Genomic DNA, 16,158 nt, shown 5'->3' on the forward strand with positions numbered 1-16,158 from the left:
TGTATTTTTGCTCCTCAATTCCGCTGTAAAATGCATATTTTAATCGTTCATGATCATAAAATACCCGTAGCTGGTTATGGAGGAACTGAACGCGTGATTTGGGGCTTAGCGAAATCCTTACAAGGACTCGGCCATCAAGTCACCTTTTTAGTGCCCCAAGGATCTCACAGTCCATTCGCGACGGTATTACCTTGGAATCCCAGTCAATCCTTGAACGAACAAATTCCAGAATCCGTTGATGTGGTTCACTTGAATCATACGCCAAGTGAGGACATCGAAAAGCCTTACGTGGTGACCGTACATGGGAATCCAAATGAAGAAACGTCCCTAAACATCAATTCTATTTTTGTTTCCCAAAACCATGCCAATCGCTACGGATCGAATTCGTTTGTCCACAATGGACTAGATTGGGATGATTATGGTAAGCCTAATCTAACGCAATCACGTGATTATGTGCACTTTTTAGGTAAGGCTGCATGGCGTGTTAAAAATGTACAAGGAGCTATCAATACGGTCTTACGAACTCCAAATGAAAAACTTGCCGTGCTTGGCGGTACACGCTTAAATCTGAAGATGGGTTTTCGCATGACTTGGAGCACGCGCATTCAGTTTTATGGTACAGTGGGGGGCCAACAAAAATTAGATCTCCTCTCCCATTCCAAAGGTTTAGTATTTCCAGTCTGCTGGCACGAACCATTCGGATTAGCCATCACCGAAAGCTTGTATTTCGGTTGCCCTATTTTTGCAACGCCTTACGGTTCTTTACCTGAATTAGTCACATCCGAATTTGGTTTCTTAGGTAATCAGGAAGATGAAATGGCTATCGCTATCCAACAGGCAGGTGCATATAATAAACAACATTGTCATGCGTATGCGCGAGATGTATTCGATTCGCTATCCATGGCTAAAAAATACCTAATAGCCTACGAAAAGGTGTTAAATGGGCATTTTCTGAGTGCGAGTACCCCTCGATTATTAGAGAAAGATCCCCCCAAATTTTTACCCTGGAACAACAAAAGCCTGTGATATAAGTCACAGGCTTTTTCAATTGACAATGCTAATTTGCGTTAGTATTTAAGGTACGCCCAGCCGGCCTCTTGCTTGAGCACTACTTCTGCAACACCAGATGGAACTGTTCCTGCTTGCGTCAAGATGGTCGAACGGTCGATTTTACGTTCACGAATCGTATTTTCACAGGCTTTAAATAATACACCCAAAGCGGCTAATTCAGCTACTTTAGCCTTTTGAGTAGTCTTGCCATCAATCAGGATACCGATACCTGAACCATGCGCAACTAATTCAATTTGAGTTGTTTTACCCAATGCCGTTTGAAGATTGGATATATTTTTCAAAGCTCCATGCCAAACAAGCGTATCAGACGTATTTAATTGGATAACAACTTTGTGTACTGGATTTTGCGCCTGTGCTGCGAAAACAGCGAAAATGGCAATAATGATGGATAATATAGACTTTTTCATATGAATATTTTTTTACGAAACTAACCAATTACCAGAATGAAAGCAACGTGGGATGCAAGATATCAGTCAACTGAATATCAATATGGAATCAATCCAAATGACTTTTTTGCGGAGCAAATTGCCAATATACCCGTTGGCCGTATATTAATTCCTGCCGCTGGAGAAGGACGAGATGCCATTTATGCAGCTAAACTAGGCTGGGAAGTTTACGCGTTTGATTTGAGTGAACAAGGCGAAGCGAAAGCATTGAAATTGGCGCGTGAGCAGCATGTCCAACTGCATTATGTGTGTGCAGATGCACTGAAAATCCAATTTCCACTTGAATCTTTTGATGTGATCATGTCGACCTACTTTCATACCCCACCAGAAATCCGACCGCTTGTACATGCCAAATTTATCAAGTGGCTAAAGCCAGGTGGAACTTTATTGTTGGAGGGATTTAATAAGAGGCAGTTGGCCTATACTTCGGGAGGTCCTAAAGATGCCAACTGGCTTTTTGATACCGATACTTTGGCATTAGACTTTAAATCATTGGATACTCAGTTAAATCAAGAAATCATACGCACATTAGATGAAGGACCCTTACATCAGGGCGAAGCCGAGGTCATTCAACTGAGGGCATTAAAAAAGGGATAGAGACAAATATCACGTTTTAGGCTAATATTCGAAATTATCTTTGACACACTAAACAGAAAAACAATGCTACAATTCATACAAAATATCTTGGGAATAGGCCCCAAAGTTGACATTACAGCGTTAATCGCACAGGGTGCCACGGTAGTAGACGTTCGTACTCCTGCCGAATACAAAGACGGACACGTAAAAGGATCCATTAATCTTCCTTTGCAAACCTTGGGAAGCCAAATGAACAAATTAAAGAAAGATCAAGTTATTGTAACTTGCTGTCGGTCTGGAAGCAGAAGCGGTATGGCCCGTCGGCAATTACAAGCTGCCGGTTTTACGCAGGTGTATAATGGTGGACCTTGGAATTCAATTAAGAGGTAATAAGTCCGAAGGCACAAAGTCCGGAGGAAATCGTTTATTTGGCTAATGATTAACTTATTAATACTAACAAAAAAAATTCAAATTAAGACTTCGGACTTTCGACTCCGGACTACTGATTACTGACTACTGATTACTAACTACTGAACCCTAAAAAAATGAGCAAATTTGCAGAACTATTAAAATCCCCGGAACCCGTTTTGGTTGACTTTTCAGCTGAATGGTGTGGGCCATGTAAACAGTTAAAACCGATTTTAGAACAACTAAAATCCAAAGTGGGCGAATCCGCCAAAATCATTAAAATAGATGTGGACAAAAACAGGTCCTTGGCTGATAAATTCCAAATTCGATCTGTTCCTACACTGATACTTTTCAAGGATGGAAAATCTGTTTGGAGGCAATCAGGGGTCATTCCGGCGAGTACGTTGGAAGGGATTATTAAACAGTATAAATAGTGATCAGTCGCTAGTCACTAGTCGACAGTCGCTAGTCGTCAGTCATCATTCGCTAGTCGTCAGTCACTAGTCGTTAGTTTAAATAAAGAACAATTATTTTTTAAAAATACTTCTATATGCAAATCATAAAAAATATTTTCACCTCACTACTTATAGCTTTATCATTATTCGGATGCACGAAAAAAGAGGGATTGCAAAATTTAGCAGCCACAGAATTTCAAAGCGAGTTAAAATCAGCGGAACCTGGCCAAATTCTCGATGTGCGTACCAGCGATGAATATGCAAATGGACATATTGAAGGCGCCATTTTAGCAGATGTCACGAGTGATGCATTCCAAAATGCAGTGGCCAACCTAGACAAATCAAAAACAGTTTATGTGTATTGCCTATCCGGTGGCAGATCAAGTGCTGCAGCAGGCCAACTTCAAGAAATGGGCTTTAAATCTGTTGTGAATTTAACTGGAGGGATGTTGGCCTGGCAATCGGCTAACCTACCTGTTTCCACACAAGAGGGTGTCGCAAAACGTACAGAGGGAATGACTGTTGCTGATTTTAACAACCAAATCAAGGGTAAAAAATTGGTTATTGTTGACTATAACGCCACTTGGTGTGGTCCCTGCAAGCAGTTAAGCCCGGTTTTAGAAGCTTGGATTAAAGCACAAAATGGACAAGTGGAGTTAATTAAAATTGACGTAGACGAAAATCAAGAACTAGCTAAAGCCAAGCAAATTGAGTCGATTCCTTATTTGGAATTCTATAAAGACGGCAAAATGATCGATAAGCAAATCGGCATGGGTGATGCGGCTAGCATGACCAAGCAATGGTCAAAAACTTTATTGTAAAATGATTTTTCTTTGGCAAAGCTAAACGCTTTGCCAAAGTTTGAGGCGTTTTCACGCCGATTCCCTAGGGCTAAAACCTAGGGATTTTTTTGTTTATAGACCCAGGTTTTAACCTGGGAATTTTGAGGATATAGCGCCCTCGCTAACACCGCATCCGCTTCCATACAATCACCGCCGATAAGACCGTTAAGCCCGCAATACTTGCAATGGAGAATGAATACGAAAAATAAGCACTTAAAACACCCGTGAGTAGTGCCCCCACGGCATAGCCCGAATCACGCCAAAGTCTAAATATCCCCAAGCTTTTAGCCCGGTCGAGTGGATGCGTATGTGTTGCAATTGCTGATAAAAACGTTGGATAGACCATTGCCGTACCTATTCCCAATAAAACAGACAACCCAGCAAATTGGGAAAAGGAAACTGCCCAAATAAGTCCTACTAAGGCAAGAGCCTGGAGGAGAAGGCCGTAGGTCAACAAATCTTTTTGACATATCAAATCAGACAATTTACCGGTTCCCAGTTGGCCTAATCCCCAAACTGCCGGATAAATAGCCGTAATGACCCCAATTTCGGCCAAGTTAAACCCCTTCGATAGCAATAACATAGGAAATAAACCCCATACCATTCCATCATTCAGATTATTCACTAATCCTGCTTGCGTAATCGATCCTAAATTTCGATCAGCCCAGGTCGTTTCCCAGAAAATAGATTTCAATCGCGGCACATGATTCTCCCCCATTGCCGCAGCCACATGCCCTTGCGTATCATGCACAAAAAAGATACTTAGTCCCAAACCCATACCTACAAACGCAATACCGATATAAAAAGGGTATGGTCGAATGCCATAGTTTTGCGCAATCCAACCGGTTAAGAAGGCAACTAAGCCAACCGATATATAACCAGCAAATTCATTAATTCCCATCGCCAAACCACGATTCTTATCCCCAACTAAATCAATTTTCATGGTGACGGTACTAGACCATGCAAAACCTTGGTTTAAGCCCAACAGAACATTCGCAGCTATAATCCAATTCCAACTAGGCGCCCACATCAATATAAAGGGAATCGGAATGGCAAAGACCCATCCCAAAATCAACAATTTCCGCCGACCTACCTGATTCGCAAAATGACCCGCATAATAATTTGAAACAGCTTTGACTAATCCAAAAACAACTATAAAAGAAAACACAGCTAGACTGGAAGCAATACCAAATTCCTGTAATGCGAGTTGGGGTAAGATCGAACGCTCTAGCCCAACCATACCGCCCACAAAGGCATTAACTAAAACCAATAAGCTGAATTGTTGCCAATTTTGACGTAACCCTAATTGCGTTTTCATTTTTACTTCCTATTTCCTGCAAATTGACAAATTGCAGCTCAGAAGCATTTATCAAATGTTAAATTAACTTTTCTTTGCGCGAATGCGACTTAAGCTAACTTGGGTGATTCCCAAGTAGGAGGCAATATATTTGAGGGGAGCTTTACGCAAAACATCCGCTTGATCATGAGTGAGCAAACGATAACGCTCCTCAGCTGTGTGAAACTGCAAATTTTCAATCCGCTGAATAGTTTGCACATAAGCCTGCTCAAACATGCGGGTGAATAATCGCTCAATATCACGATGCGTCTCATACAATGAAAAAAGATCACTCGTAGCTATCGACCAAACTTCTGAATCTTCCAAAACCTGAATTGCCTTTTTACTCGGCATACCAGCAAACAAACTTTCAGCACGCGCAATCAAACAAAATGGTAAGTAAAAACCTTCAGTCACATCATTTCCATCCTGAAAATAATAGATCCGAGCAAGACCCTTTTTTAAAAAATACAAGGTCTTACAGGTTTGGCCGATTTGTTGTAAATCTTGATTTTTAGGAATGGAATGGGTTTGAATGAGTGAGGCGAGCGCAGCCTCAGAAGAAGCCGTTAGACTGGATATTTGCTTGAAATGTGCTAATAACTGATTAGACATGAACAAATGACTACAATGATAGAGACCCGTTCTCCAAATAAAAAGACGCAATATCTTGCGTCTCTACGCGTAAACTATTTATTTCTGCTTCTCAAACCCTAACGAAACCGAATTCACGCAATAGCGTAAGCCTGTTTCCGTAGGACCATCATCGAAAACGTGTCCTAAATGACCACCACATTTGGCGCATGTTATCTCGATACGACGCATTCCTAATGTTAAATCAGCTGTTTCTTTAATTACACCTGCTTTGACTTCCTTATCGAAAGAAGGCCAACCGCAGTGCGAATCAAACTTGGAATCCGATTTAAATAAACGCGTCCCACAACCTCGGCAAGTATAATACCCTTCTTCATTGTGCATCAAGAATTTACCTGTATATGGACGCTCCGTGCCTTTTTGACGCAAAATATAGTACTCATCTTCACTCAAACGAGCTTTCCATTCAGCCTCAGTAACTGGTAATTTATCCATTGAACTTGTTGATTTAGGAGTTTGGCTACATGCCTGAAAGGCTAATGCCAGCGCAAATAAGAAATAAGGAAATGATTTCATACGATTTCGTTTAGAATGAAACGAAAAAACAAGCCAAATGTTTTACTCAATCAAATCACCTAAGAACATTAAATACGGAGTCTCCGCGGGCGAATCAATATCCTTGTAGCGATGGTAATTTCCCAAAATCAAGTTTTGAAGGGTTTTCTTCAAACGCTTCCAACGCGCCTCAGGCAAATTTGCCCGACGATCCCAATAATCAATACGGGTGTCCAAAGGCTCAAACCGCTGATTCGGGAATTTTTCTGAAACCGCATTGCGTAGTTCTACTAAATATTCCAATTTCTTTCGATACGGACCAACCTTGTCCTCATGTGGCCGCTGAATACGTTCCCACATCGTAGGCGGTGTACCCGGATTTCCTTTAACCCCTACCTGTTGCTCTGAATGCAAACGATATTGCACATAGGTCGCCGGAATAAAATCAATCCGATTTTCCAATGCCGCCGAGATACCCATCCAAGCATCATGCAAAAAGAAAGAAGGTAAATTCGTTGGGAAAGGAGAAATTTTATCTAAAAACCGCTTCCGAATACCCATGGTACATCCGGTAACCCGATTACCATCTAATAAGATATCTAATGATTTTCCAGCACGCCACTCCCGCTGCTGTTCCTCGCGAAAACGAAAGGTGGACCATAATTTTTTGCCAGAAATTTGGCCAAATTCATCCACTAAAAGTGCATCTGTAAATACTACTTCGGCTTGATCGTGGTGATTAAAATAGGTAGAGATTCGTTCAATTTTTTGATGATCCCAATAATCATCCTGATCCGCTGGGAAAATATAATCTCCTGAACAAAGCGATAATGCCTTTTGAAAATTTTGATAGGTACCTAAGCGCGCTGGATTGCGGTGAATCACCAAGGGAAGTCGATCTGTAAATTGCTCCAAAATCTCCAGCGTCCGGTCTGTAGACCCTTCATCGCACACAATAATCTCGTCTGCACGCATAGTTTGGTCAACAAAACTACTCAGCTGAGTCCGGAGAAATTTCTCTCCGTTTAAGGTACAAAGTGCAATCGATATCTTCAAAACAAAGCAAATTAATGGGCTTCCAACCAATTCATACCAACACCAATACCCGTTTCCATGGCCACACCCAAATCCATGGCTTGACACATAATTTCATTAATCCTCTCGCGAAGGTAATTAATTTCATCTACATGCGCATCAAAAACTAATTCATCATGAACCGTCAAAATCATACGTGATTTAAGGTTTTCCCGTTCAATAAACGATTGAATCTGAATCATAGCCACTTTGATCATATCTGCCGCAGAACCCTGAATAGGCGCATTAATTGCATTTCGTTCCGCAAAACTCCGCTCATTCATATTAGGAGATAAGATATCGCGCAAATAACGACGTCGGCCGAGGACCGTTTCAACATACCCGAGTTCACGCGCTTGGGTAATGGTCGCATCCATGTATGACTTGACATTCGGAAACTCGACAAAATATTGATCGATAATTTCCTTCGCTTCCGTCCGCGAAATGCCTAAAGAGCCTGCTAAACCAAAAGCCGATTGACCATAAATAATACCAAAATTGACCGCTTTAGCCCGTCGGCGCAATTCAGAAGTCACCTCGTCCAAACTAACCTTGAAAACCTTCGCAGCAGTTGCCTTATGCACATCGATTCCTTGATTAAAAGCATTTAACATTGCCTCATCTTTGGCAAAAGCAGCCATAATGCGCAACTCAATCTGCGAGTAATCAGCCGATAGAATCTGATAATTCGAATCACGCGGAATAAATGCTTTCCGTATTTCTCGGCCTCTAGGCGTCCGAATTGGTATATTTTGTAAGTTGGGATCCTTCGAAGACAAACGCCCCGTAGCCGTAACCGCCTGCATAAAAGATGTATGAATACGTCCTGTTTTAGGTGAAATCAATTGCGGAAGGGCGTCCACGTAGGTCGACTTTAACTTCTGTAATTCCCTGAAATCAAGAATTAAACGGGCAATTTCATGTTCAGATTCCAACTTAGACAAAACCTCTTCGCCCGTCATGTATTGGCCCGTTTTGGTTTTCTTAGCTTTCGGATCCAATTTTAATTTCTCAAATAAGATCTCACCCAATTGCTTGGGAGATGCCACATTGAATTCTTGACCCGCAGCCTCAAAGATTTTTTGTTGTACTTCTCTCGAATCAACCTCAAGCGTCTTGGACATTTCTTGCAAGAAAGCGACGTCTAAATTTACCCCTTCACATTCGATCTTGGATAGTACCCGAGCTAAGGGCATTTCTACGTCCATCAATAATTCGATGGCTTTGGGATTTTTGGCCAACTGCTCATCTAAAAATGGCTTGATTTGAAGCGTTACATCAGCATCTTCAGCTGCATATTCTTTAATGTCCTCCAGGGAAACATCCCGCATATTGCCTTGCTTAACACCTTTTTTACCGATCAAGGTCTCAATCGACAATGGCTCATACTGCAAATAAGACATGGCCAATGCGTCCATATTGTGCCGTTTTTCAGGTTCGATTAGGTAGTGCGCAAGCATGGTGTCGTAGGTAATACCCTTGATTTCAATGCCATAATTCGCCAGTACACTCATGTCATATTTAATGTTCTGAGCTACTTTTTGAATGGCTTCATTCGCAAAAAGATCTTTGAATAAGTCAACAAGTGATTGTGCTTCTGTTTGATCCTCAGGGAATGGTACGTAAAATGCCTCCCCTTTTCGGTAAGCAAATGACATACCCACTAACTCCGCCTCCACAGCTGTTAAACTTGTTGTTTCCGTATCGAAACAGAACGTGGTTTGTCGGCCTAAAAAACCCACCAGCGACCTCACAGCGGCTTCGCCTTGAACCAAATGATATTGATGTGCCGTATTCGACAGATTATTAAAATGAGAAACCTTTTCTTCCGCCTCCTCTTCCAACATAAATCCAGCTGGAGCAGCTACCGGTGACCCAAAAATATCCATTTGATTGGAAGCCACTTTTGGGCTTGCTTTGGGTTTGGGTGCTACGGGTTCTGGGTCTTCGCCTAGGATGCGTCTGCGTAACGTTCTGAATTCTAGTTCATCTAATAATGGCTCTAACAATTCACGATTAGGCTCGGTTTTGATTAATTTTTCTTCTTCGTATTCAATAGGAACCTCACACAAGATGGTTGCCAAATGACGTGAAAGCATGCCTTGCTCTTGAAAGTTTTCCAAGTTTTCACGCAGTTTCCCTTTTAGCTTATCGGTATTTTTAAATAGGTTCTCCATCGAACCATATTCTTCAATTAACTTCTGTGCAGTCTTCTCTCCGACCCCGGGAACACCTGGAATATTATCAACCGCATCTCCCATTAAACCAAGCATATCAATGACTTGGTCCACGTGTTGAATGTTCCATTTGGCACAAACTTCCTTGGGACCTAGGACCTCAACACCCTTGCCCATGAAGGCAGGCTTGTACATTTTGATTCGCTCTTCGACCAGTTGGCCATAATCCTTATCCGGCGTCATCATATACACCTCGATATCTGGATTAGCGCGAACGGCTTTTTTAGCGATTGTTCCGATGATGTCATCGGCTTCATACCCATCCAAGATTAAGATGGGAATGTCCAATGCTTCAACTAATTTCTTGACGTAGGGAATGGCGATGGTAATGTCCTCCGGTTGCTTTTCCCGTTGGGCTTTGTAAGGCGTGTATTCGACGTGCCGGAACGTGGGTGCCGACGTATCAAAGGCGACGCCCAAATAATCAGGTTTTTCCTTTTGAATTACTTCCAAAATGGTGTTTGCAAAACCAAAAACGGCACTAGTATTGATCCCTTTTGATGAAATTCGGGGTGTTTTGGCAAACGCAAAATGGGCGCGATAAATCAGCGCCATCGCATCAAAAAGGAATAATTTTTTCATAGAAATTGACTAATTTTGGCCGAGCAGAAAGCCCGCTCAAAGATAAGAAATAAAAATTCTGAATTATGAATTTAGCTGCCCTTCGTGAGAATTATCAAAAAGGTGAACTTTTAGAAACCACAGTACATATTGATCCGATTGAGCAATTTAAAATTTGGTTTCAAGAAGCGTCAAATGCCAAAGTTATTGAGCCCAATGCAATGTTTTTGAGTACAGTGGGGCATGACAATAAACCAGCCGGTCGGATTGTCTTATTAAAACATGTAGATGAGGCTTTCTCTTTTTTTACAAATTATCACTCGCGCAAAGGGGCTGAATTAGCACAGCACGCGCATGCTTCCTTGACCTTCTTTTGGGGGGAATTGGAGCGGCAAGTGCGCATTGAAGGAAATGTACATAAGATGTCGGAAGTCCTTTCGACCGAATATTTCCATCAAAGACCGCGTGAATCTCAATTGGGCGCTTGGGTATCAGACCAAAGCGCACGCGTTGATTCCAGAGAATATTTGGAGCAACGCTATACCGAATTAGCCAAGGAGTATGAGGGAAAAGAAATCCCGAAACCAGCACATTGGGGAGGCTACGAACTAATCCCCTCCTATTTCGAATTCTGGCAAGGCAGACCTTCTAGACTACATGACCGGATTGTGTATGAGAAAAATGGGCAAGCTTGGGAGCGGTATCGAATAGCACCATAAAGAGGTTAGAACTAAGAGTTAAGTGGTGAGAGGTTAGCCTCTTTGGCAAACCTTTCAGGATTGCCAAAGTTTGAGACGCATGCAATGCGGCGATTATCCTTAGACGTTAGACGTAAGAGGTTAGAACTAAGAGTTAAGAGGTGAGAGGTCTTTAAACTTGCCTTCGGACTTTGGACTAAGTCCCTCCGGACTGCGACAATTTTATCAGTTTTTTAGTCATTTTTTGAATTAGACTTTTTCATTTCCCCTAGTATGTTTAGGTACAAACCTAACCTACTATGAAAAAGCAAACACGTATTGTCGCAATATTTTTATTGCTATTCACTACCATTTCTGTTGTTAAAACTTTAGCCAACGACCCATCCGTTGGTGATTGCATAACTCCGGATTGGCGATTCTGGGGAGAGAGTATTGGTTGTGCATGGCTTTCCGGTGGACATATTTCCAATGAATTACCTGATGGAAAAACGTGTTGCGCACTTAGAACTCATGTTAATTATTATTTTGGAATAAAGTTTAACGAAAGAACAACTTGTGACCCTATTTCATGCCCTGAAAACCCAAATCGTTAAATCCTAGAAACTATGAAATCTACCTATTATTTAATATTCATTTTATTCACATACTTGGCTAACCAGCCTATTGGTTATGCTCAAGGACAATTAATCAAAGTGACTGATTCAAAATCCCAAGAACCAGTTCCTTTCGCAACAATTCATTTCATCAAACAAAATGTTGCTTATTCAACCAATGAAAATGGCTTCTTTTTTGTTTCGGCTAAACTCCTGGAACTAAAGGATTCGTTGCGCATCAGCTGCGTAGGTTATATACCTCAAACAATTTTTTTCGGAAATAACCCTAAAATGCTTGAAATTCAACTCCAAGCCGGACAAATTGAACTCCCTGAAATTCAAGTACATTCGAACAAATTCAAGGTGTTTACAACTAAAAAAGCGCATATGAAAGGCTCTGTAGGCGGTTTAGCTGGGTCGGATGATATGCTTGGACTAAGCTTTGATTCGACCCAACATGCGCATAAAATGATTGAATCTGTCATGGTGTATATTTCCAAAGGAGGAGATTATCAAGTCCCATTTCGTATTCGACTATTCCACTTAAAGAATGGGAAACCCACGTCAGAAGAATTTTATCATACGAATTGGGTGGTGCATGCCACAAAAACCGGTTGGAACACCTTTGATATTCCTAGCAAAGCTGTGTACATCCCCGAATCTGGCTGTCTGATTGCAGTCGAATGGCTCAATTTTCAAAATATTGATTTTTCGAAAATTGATTACACCAAAAGAGATTTCAATTTAGATTTTAGTAAGTATAAAGGACAATACCTTGGGATGGGCTACACAAAAACGCCTACATCTAGCCTCGGTTTTTCTCGAAACGTTAAATCAAAAGGGATTTGGTATTCGTCCGATCTACTATTTAATAATTTTAAAAATCCTGTATTTCACAATAGGATATTAAGGCCGATGATTGCCTTAAGATTGAGGTAAGACGTTGGACGTTAGAGGTTAGAACTAAGAGGTAAGAGGTAAGAGGTAAGAGGTAAGAGGTAAGAGGTCTTTAAACTTGCCTTCGGACTTTGGACTATTTCCCTTCGGACTATTTTCCTTCGGACTGATGACTAGCGACTGACAACTGACCACTTTTCCCTGACTATTTTTATCAGTTTTTTAGTCAATTCTTGAATTAGACTTGCGTGTTTTTGCCCTTAAGTTTGTTTTAAAATAAACATGTGATGCAAAAGCCAAAATCCTACTCCTTACCTGACCAAGATTCCGAACTTTCAATTTTGGAAGAGTCTCCATCAAACGTAATTCCACACTGGCATAAATTAATTGTTTCTGAACGCCTCCGCAATAGGAATAAAGCTGATAACTACGATATGAGCTGGGAAGAAATTATGCAAAGATTGACAAACCAGCATGAAATTATATAAAATCGTTTCGCCCCATCAAGTTTATGTAGAAATGAACCAAAATATAGTCTGGTATAATAATCAATTAGCACTGCTCGGCATACAGTTTTTAAATCAGATTTCTCAAACTTCCAGACTCATTAGTCAATATCCTCATTTGACTTACATCCGCTATTCCCCCAATATTAGATGCTGTATTATTTCACAATTTCCCTACATGATTCATTACCAAGTAGATGAAGACAACCAATTCATTTATATCATTGCAATTCTCCACATGCGGCGGAGAAGCAAGAATTAAGTAGTAAGCGTGAATAGTTATATATTCCCTCCGGACTAATTCCCTTCGTACTGATGACTAGCGACTGACTACTGCCCACTCTCACCTTTCACCTCTTACCTCTCACCTCTTACCTCTTACCTCTCCCTAGTCCTCCCTCCTCGGATCCACCCGCCAGCCCAACTTCCTTAATTGCTGCACCCGCAACGTGCGATGCCCGAATTCCTCCATCACCACGCCCTGCATCCAATACACCCCATTCCCCCGAAAAGAATATTTCTTCAAATCCGCCGGAAAATGAACCGTATCAAAAAACTCACCCCGCACATCCACAAAATACCCGAAATACATCCGGTCGCCCGATTTCGTGCGCGTCGGCTTTAAAGTCACCAAATAACCCAAAATATCCCCCCGATCATACGCTAAATCCGCATTCAACAAGGTATGCGGTAAATCCGATACCAAATCATAGGGCGAACACAACGGAAAACCCAATATCTCCCACTGGTCAAACGCATCCTCCGCTGGATCATGCAATAAGTCCGGCAATACACCCAAATCCGACACCTCATCCCCAAACATCTCCATCGCCACCACTGGCGCAGCCTTCCCCTGAAAACGTGCATGCGCCTCCCAAAGCAACGGCTTCTTCTCCACACCTAAATGTCGGAAGGCCCCCACCCGAATCAATAAAATCGCCTGCTCCAAGCCCAAAGAAACCCGATGCACAAAATCCTCCCAAGACCGAAACGGCCCTCCCTGCCTCCGCGCCTCCAATAAATCCTGAATCACCCGCTTCTCCAAACCCTTCACATGTACCCAGCCCATCCAAACCACCAACCCACGAATCGACGTCAAATAATCACTCGCATTAATTTCCGGTGCCTCCACCTGCGCCCCACATCGCCTAGCCTCATGCACATAAAACTCCGTCCGATAAAATCCGCCAAAATTATTAATCACCGCCACCATAAACTCCAGCGGATAATAGGTCTTCAAATACAAACTTTGGTAACTCTCCACCGCAAACGACGCCGAGTGCGCCTTCGAAAACGAATAGCCCGAAAAACTCTCCATTTGACGCCAGACCTCCCGCGACACTGCCTCCGCATAGCCCTTCGCCGCACAATTCGTAAAAAACGCCTCCCGAATCCGCTCAAATTCCGCACGCGATCGGTGCTTGCCCGACATCCCCCGCCGCAACACATCCGCCTCCGCCAAACTCAAACCCGCAAAATAATGCGCCACCTTGATCACATCCTCCTGATACACCATCACTCCATAAGTCTCCTTCATCAACTCCCCCATCAAGGGATGAACCGGCTCATACGAATCCGGCGCATGATACCGCTCAATATAAGCCTTCATCATTCCTGAAGACGCGACACCCGGTCGTATAATCGACGAGGCTGCGACCAAGGTTATGTAATCCTGGCAGTCCAATTTCTTCAATAACTGCCGCATGGCGGGTGATTCAATGTAAAAACAACCCATGGTCTCGTGCCGCATCAACTGCCCACGAATCCCCTCATCCTGCATAAAATCCTGCACCCGGTGCACATCCACATCCACCCCACGATTCGCGCGAATGATATCCACCGACTCCTTGATATGCCCTAACCCGCGTTGCGACAAAATATCAAACTTCGCAAAACCAATCTCCTCCGCCACATACATATCAAACTGGCAGATTGGGAAACCCTTTGGCATAGGTTCTAACGCCGTATACGCAAACAAAGGCTCCTCCGAAATCAAAATACCCCCCGCATGAATGCTCAGGTAATTCGGGAAGTCCAATAACAAATTCCCGTACTTCACAATCAACATGTGAATCTCCGAACTCACCTCCCGTATCGCCGTGGCGGGGTCCAACCACGCATCGATTTCGGCTTTGGGTAAGCCAAAAACCTTCGCTAATTCCCGATAAATCGACTTATCCCGAAAAGTCACATACGTGGCTAGCAAGCATACATGCTTCGCGCCGTAACGCTTAAAGATATAATCGATGATGTCATTGCGCTCATCCCACGAAAAGTCAATATCAAAATCCGGCGGACTCGTCCGATGCGGATTAATGAAGCGCTCAAAATATAAATCCAACGCCACCGGATCCACATCCGTAATCCCCAAACAATACGCCACAATCGAGTTCGCCCCCGAACCACGCCCCACATGAAAATAACCTCGAGAACGCGCATAACGTATAATATCCCACGTAATCAGAAAATACGCATCAAAATGCAACTCATGAATCACCTTCAATTCCTTCTCGACCCGCGCCTTCGCCTCCCGGTCTGAACGTGGATAGCGATAACGCAAACCCTCATAGGCCAGTTTGGTCAATAAAGCCAAATCATCCTCCCGACTCGAGCCATATAAACGTCGGTTCTTAGGTAATTTAAAATCAAAGTGAAAGGTGCAGTTGGCCAACAACTGCTCCGAGGCATCGAGCAATCCCGGATAATCCCGACAAATCTCCCGCAACTCTTCCGGCGTGTACATGCGCTCATCCTCCTGCGCCTGCGCCTTGGGTGAAAGCTTACTCAACAAGACATTTTGGTCAATCGCCCGCAACAATCGGTGCATCGAAAAACCCTGCTTGTTCAAGAACGTGACCGGTTGGCACCACACCATCCCACCCAAATCCTTCACATTCCACAAGGCCTTCAAATCCGTTCCACGAATACCCCAGCGCTCGTTTTTACCGAGGGTTTGCAAGCTCCTTCGCCGACTAAACGGAAAAATCGTCCAGACATCCTCCCATTCCGGAGGTCGCTCCGGCCAATCCCCACCAGCCAATAAAATCTGAGAAGCAAAGGCATTAATCTGTGCTAAACCTGCGGGATTCCGCGCCAGGCAGACATAGCCTTTGGTAAATTCCATGCCTACCACCGGCTTAATCCCCGCTTCTGTACACGCCTGCACAAAATCGAAAACCCCAGAAGCACGGTGAATATCCGTTAAGGCCAATACCTGAATGCCACGCGCCACTGCCGCTTCCACCAGCTGCTCAGGCGAAAGCGTTCCATAACGGAGGCTATAAAAGGAGTGACAATTCAAGTACATGG

General features: G+C 43.0%; 16 protein-coding genes. 9 read left to right on the forward strand and 7 right to left on the reverse strand.

Annotated features, from left to right (window positions below; all coding sequences use genetic code 11):
- Nucleotides 1-30: 30 nt before the first annotated feature.
- Nucleotides 31-1,026, forward strand: coding sequence for a glycosyltransferase (locus U0R10_RS05470; RefSeq protein ID WP_377982939.1), 996 nt, complete (start codon nt 31-33; stop codon nt 1,024-1,026).
- Nucleotides 1,027-1,067: 41 nt separating this feature from the next.
- Here U0R10_RS05470 and U0R10_RS05475 read toward each other — a convergent pair whose 3' ends face one another.
- Complete coding sequence (locus U0R10_RS05475) at nt 1,068-1,478, reverse strand: DsrE family protein (RefSeq protein ID WP_377982940.1); 411 nt, start codon at nt 1,476-1,478, stop codon at nt 1,068-1,070.
- Nucleotides 1,479-1,514: 36 nt separating this feature from the next.
- On the opposite strand from U0R10_RS05475, the gene U0R10_RS05480 reads away from it, so the two are divergent.
- The 4 genes from U0R10_RS05480 (at nt 1,515) to U0R10_RS05495 (ending at nt 3,777) form a co-directional block, all read left to right on the forward strand.
- Nucleotides 1,515-2,114, forward strand: coding sequence for a class I SAM-dependent methyltransferase (locus U0R10_RS05480; protein ID WP_377982941.1), 600 nt, complete (start codon nt 1,515-1,517; stop codon nt 2,112-2,114).
- Between the two features lie 63 nt (nt 2,115-2,177).
- Complete coding sequence (locus U0R10_RS05485) at nt 2,178-2,483, forward strand: rhodanese-like domain-containing protein (RefSeq protein WP_377982942.1); 306 nt, start codon at nt 2,178-2,180, stop codon at nt 2,481-2,483.
- A 155-nt stretch (nt 2,484-2,638) separates the two neighbouring features.
- Nucleotides 2,639-2,935, forward strand: a complete 297-nt coding sequence (gene trxA, locus U0R10_RS05490) for a thioredoxin (RefSeq protein ID WP_377982943.1) — start codon at nt 2,639-2,641, stop codon at nt 2,933-2,935.
- 116 nt (nt 2,936-3,051) lie between these two features.
- The gene (locus U0R10_RS05495) at nt 3,052-3,777 is read left to right on the forward strand and encodes a thioredoxin domain-containing protein (RefSeq protein WP_377982944.1); all 726 of its coding nucleotides are present in this window, start codon (nt 3,052-3,054) and stop codon (nt 3,775-3,777) included.
- Nucleotides 3,778-3,919: 142 nt separating this feature from the next.
- Here the strand turns inward: U0R10_RS05495 and U0R10_RS05500 are convergent, their stop codons facing one another.
- The 5 genes from U0R10_RS05500 to polA form a co-directional block, all read right to left on the reverse strand.
- Nucleotides 3,920-5,116 (reverse strand): MFS transporter, encoded by a 1,197-nt coding sequence (locus U0R10_RS05500; protein ID WP_377982945.1) that lies wholly within the window; start codon nt 5,114-5,116, stop codon nt 3,920-3,922.
- A gap of 63 nt (nt 5,117-5,179) precedes the next feature.
- On the reverse strand, nt 5,180-5,749 hold the full coding sequence (locus tag U0R10_RS05505; protein ID WP_377982946.1) for a Crp/Fnr family transcriptional regulator: 570 nt from the start codon (nt 5,747-5,749) through the stop codon (nt 5,180-5,182).
- Between the two features lie 78 nt (nt 5,750-5,827).
- Nucleotides 5,828-6,304, reverse strand: coding sequence for a peptide-methionine (R)-S-oxide reductase MsrB (msrB, locus tag U0R10_RS05510; RefSeq protein ID WP_377982947.1), 477 nt, complete (start codon nt 6,302-6,304; stop codon nt 5,828-5,830).
- Between the two features lie 42 nt (nt 6,305-6,346).
- Nucleotides 6,347-7,339, reverse strand: coding sequence for a glycosyltransferase family 2 protein (locus U0R10_RS05515; RefSeq protein WP_377982948.1), 993 nt, complete (start codon nt 7,337-7,339; stop codon nt 6,347-6,349).
- 11 nt (nt 7,340-7,350) lie between these two features.
- Nucleotides 7,351-10,176 (reverse strand): DNA polymerase I, encoded by a 2,826-nt coding sequence (gene polA, locus U0R10_RS05520; RefSeq protein ID WP_377982949.1) that lies wholly within the window; start codon nt 10,174-10,176, stop codon nt 7,351-7,353.
- A 65-nt stretch (nt 10,177-10,241) separates the two neighbouring features.
- Between polA and pdxH the strand changes: the two genes are divergently transcribed.
- The 4 genes from pdxH (at nt 10,242) to U0R10_RS05540 (ending at nt 13,111) form a co-directional block, all read left to right on the forward strand.
- Nucleotides 10,242-10,874, forward strand: a complete 633-nt coding sequence (pdxH, locus tag U0R10_RS05525; RefSeq protein ID WP_377982950.1) for a pyridoxamine 5'-phosphate oxidase — start codon at nt 10,242-10,244, stop codon at nt 10,872-10,874.
- A gap of 278 nt (nt 10,875-11,152) precedes the next feature.
- A complete protein-coding gene (locus tag U0R10_RS05530; RefSeq protein ID WP_377982951.1) occupies nt 11,153-11,446 on the forward strand; it encodes a hypothetical protein in 294 nt (97 codons plus the stop codon).
- A gap of 12 nt (nt 11,447-11,458) precedes the next feature.
- A complete protein-coding gene (locus tag U0R10_RS05535; RefSeq protein WP_377982952.1) occupies nt 11,459-12,385 on the forward strand; it encodes a carboxypeptidase-like regulatory domain-containing protein in 927 nt (308 codons plus the stop codon).
- Between the two features lie 477 nt (nt 12,386-12,862).
- Nucleotides 12,863-13,111: a type II toxin-antitoxin system RelE/ParE family toxin gene (locus U0R10_RS05540; RefSeq protein ID WP_377982953.1), complete on the forward strand. Its 249-nt coding sequence runs from the start codon at nt 12,863-12,865 to the stop codon at nt 13,109-13,111.
- Between the two features lie 126 nt (nt 13,112-13,237).
- Here U0R10_RS05540 and U0R10_RS05545 read toward each other — a convergent pair whose 3' ends face one another.
- Entirely contained in the window at nt 13,238-16,156 is a 2,919-nt protein-coding gene (locus U0R10_RS05545) for a DNA polymerase III subunit alpha (RefSeq protein ID WP_377982954.1), read from the reverse strand.
- Between the last annotated feature and the right edge of the window lie 2 nt (nt 16,157-16,158).

Origin of the sequence: Aquirufa avitistagni (assembly GCF_042715545.1) — a bacterium.
GTDB classification, from domain to species: Bacteria; Bacteroidota; Bacteroidia; order Cytophagales; family Spirosomataceae; genus Aquirufa; species Aquirufa avitistagni.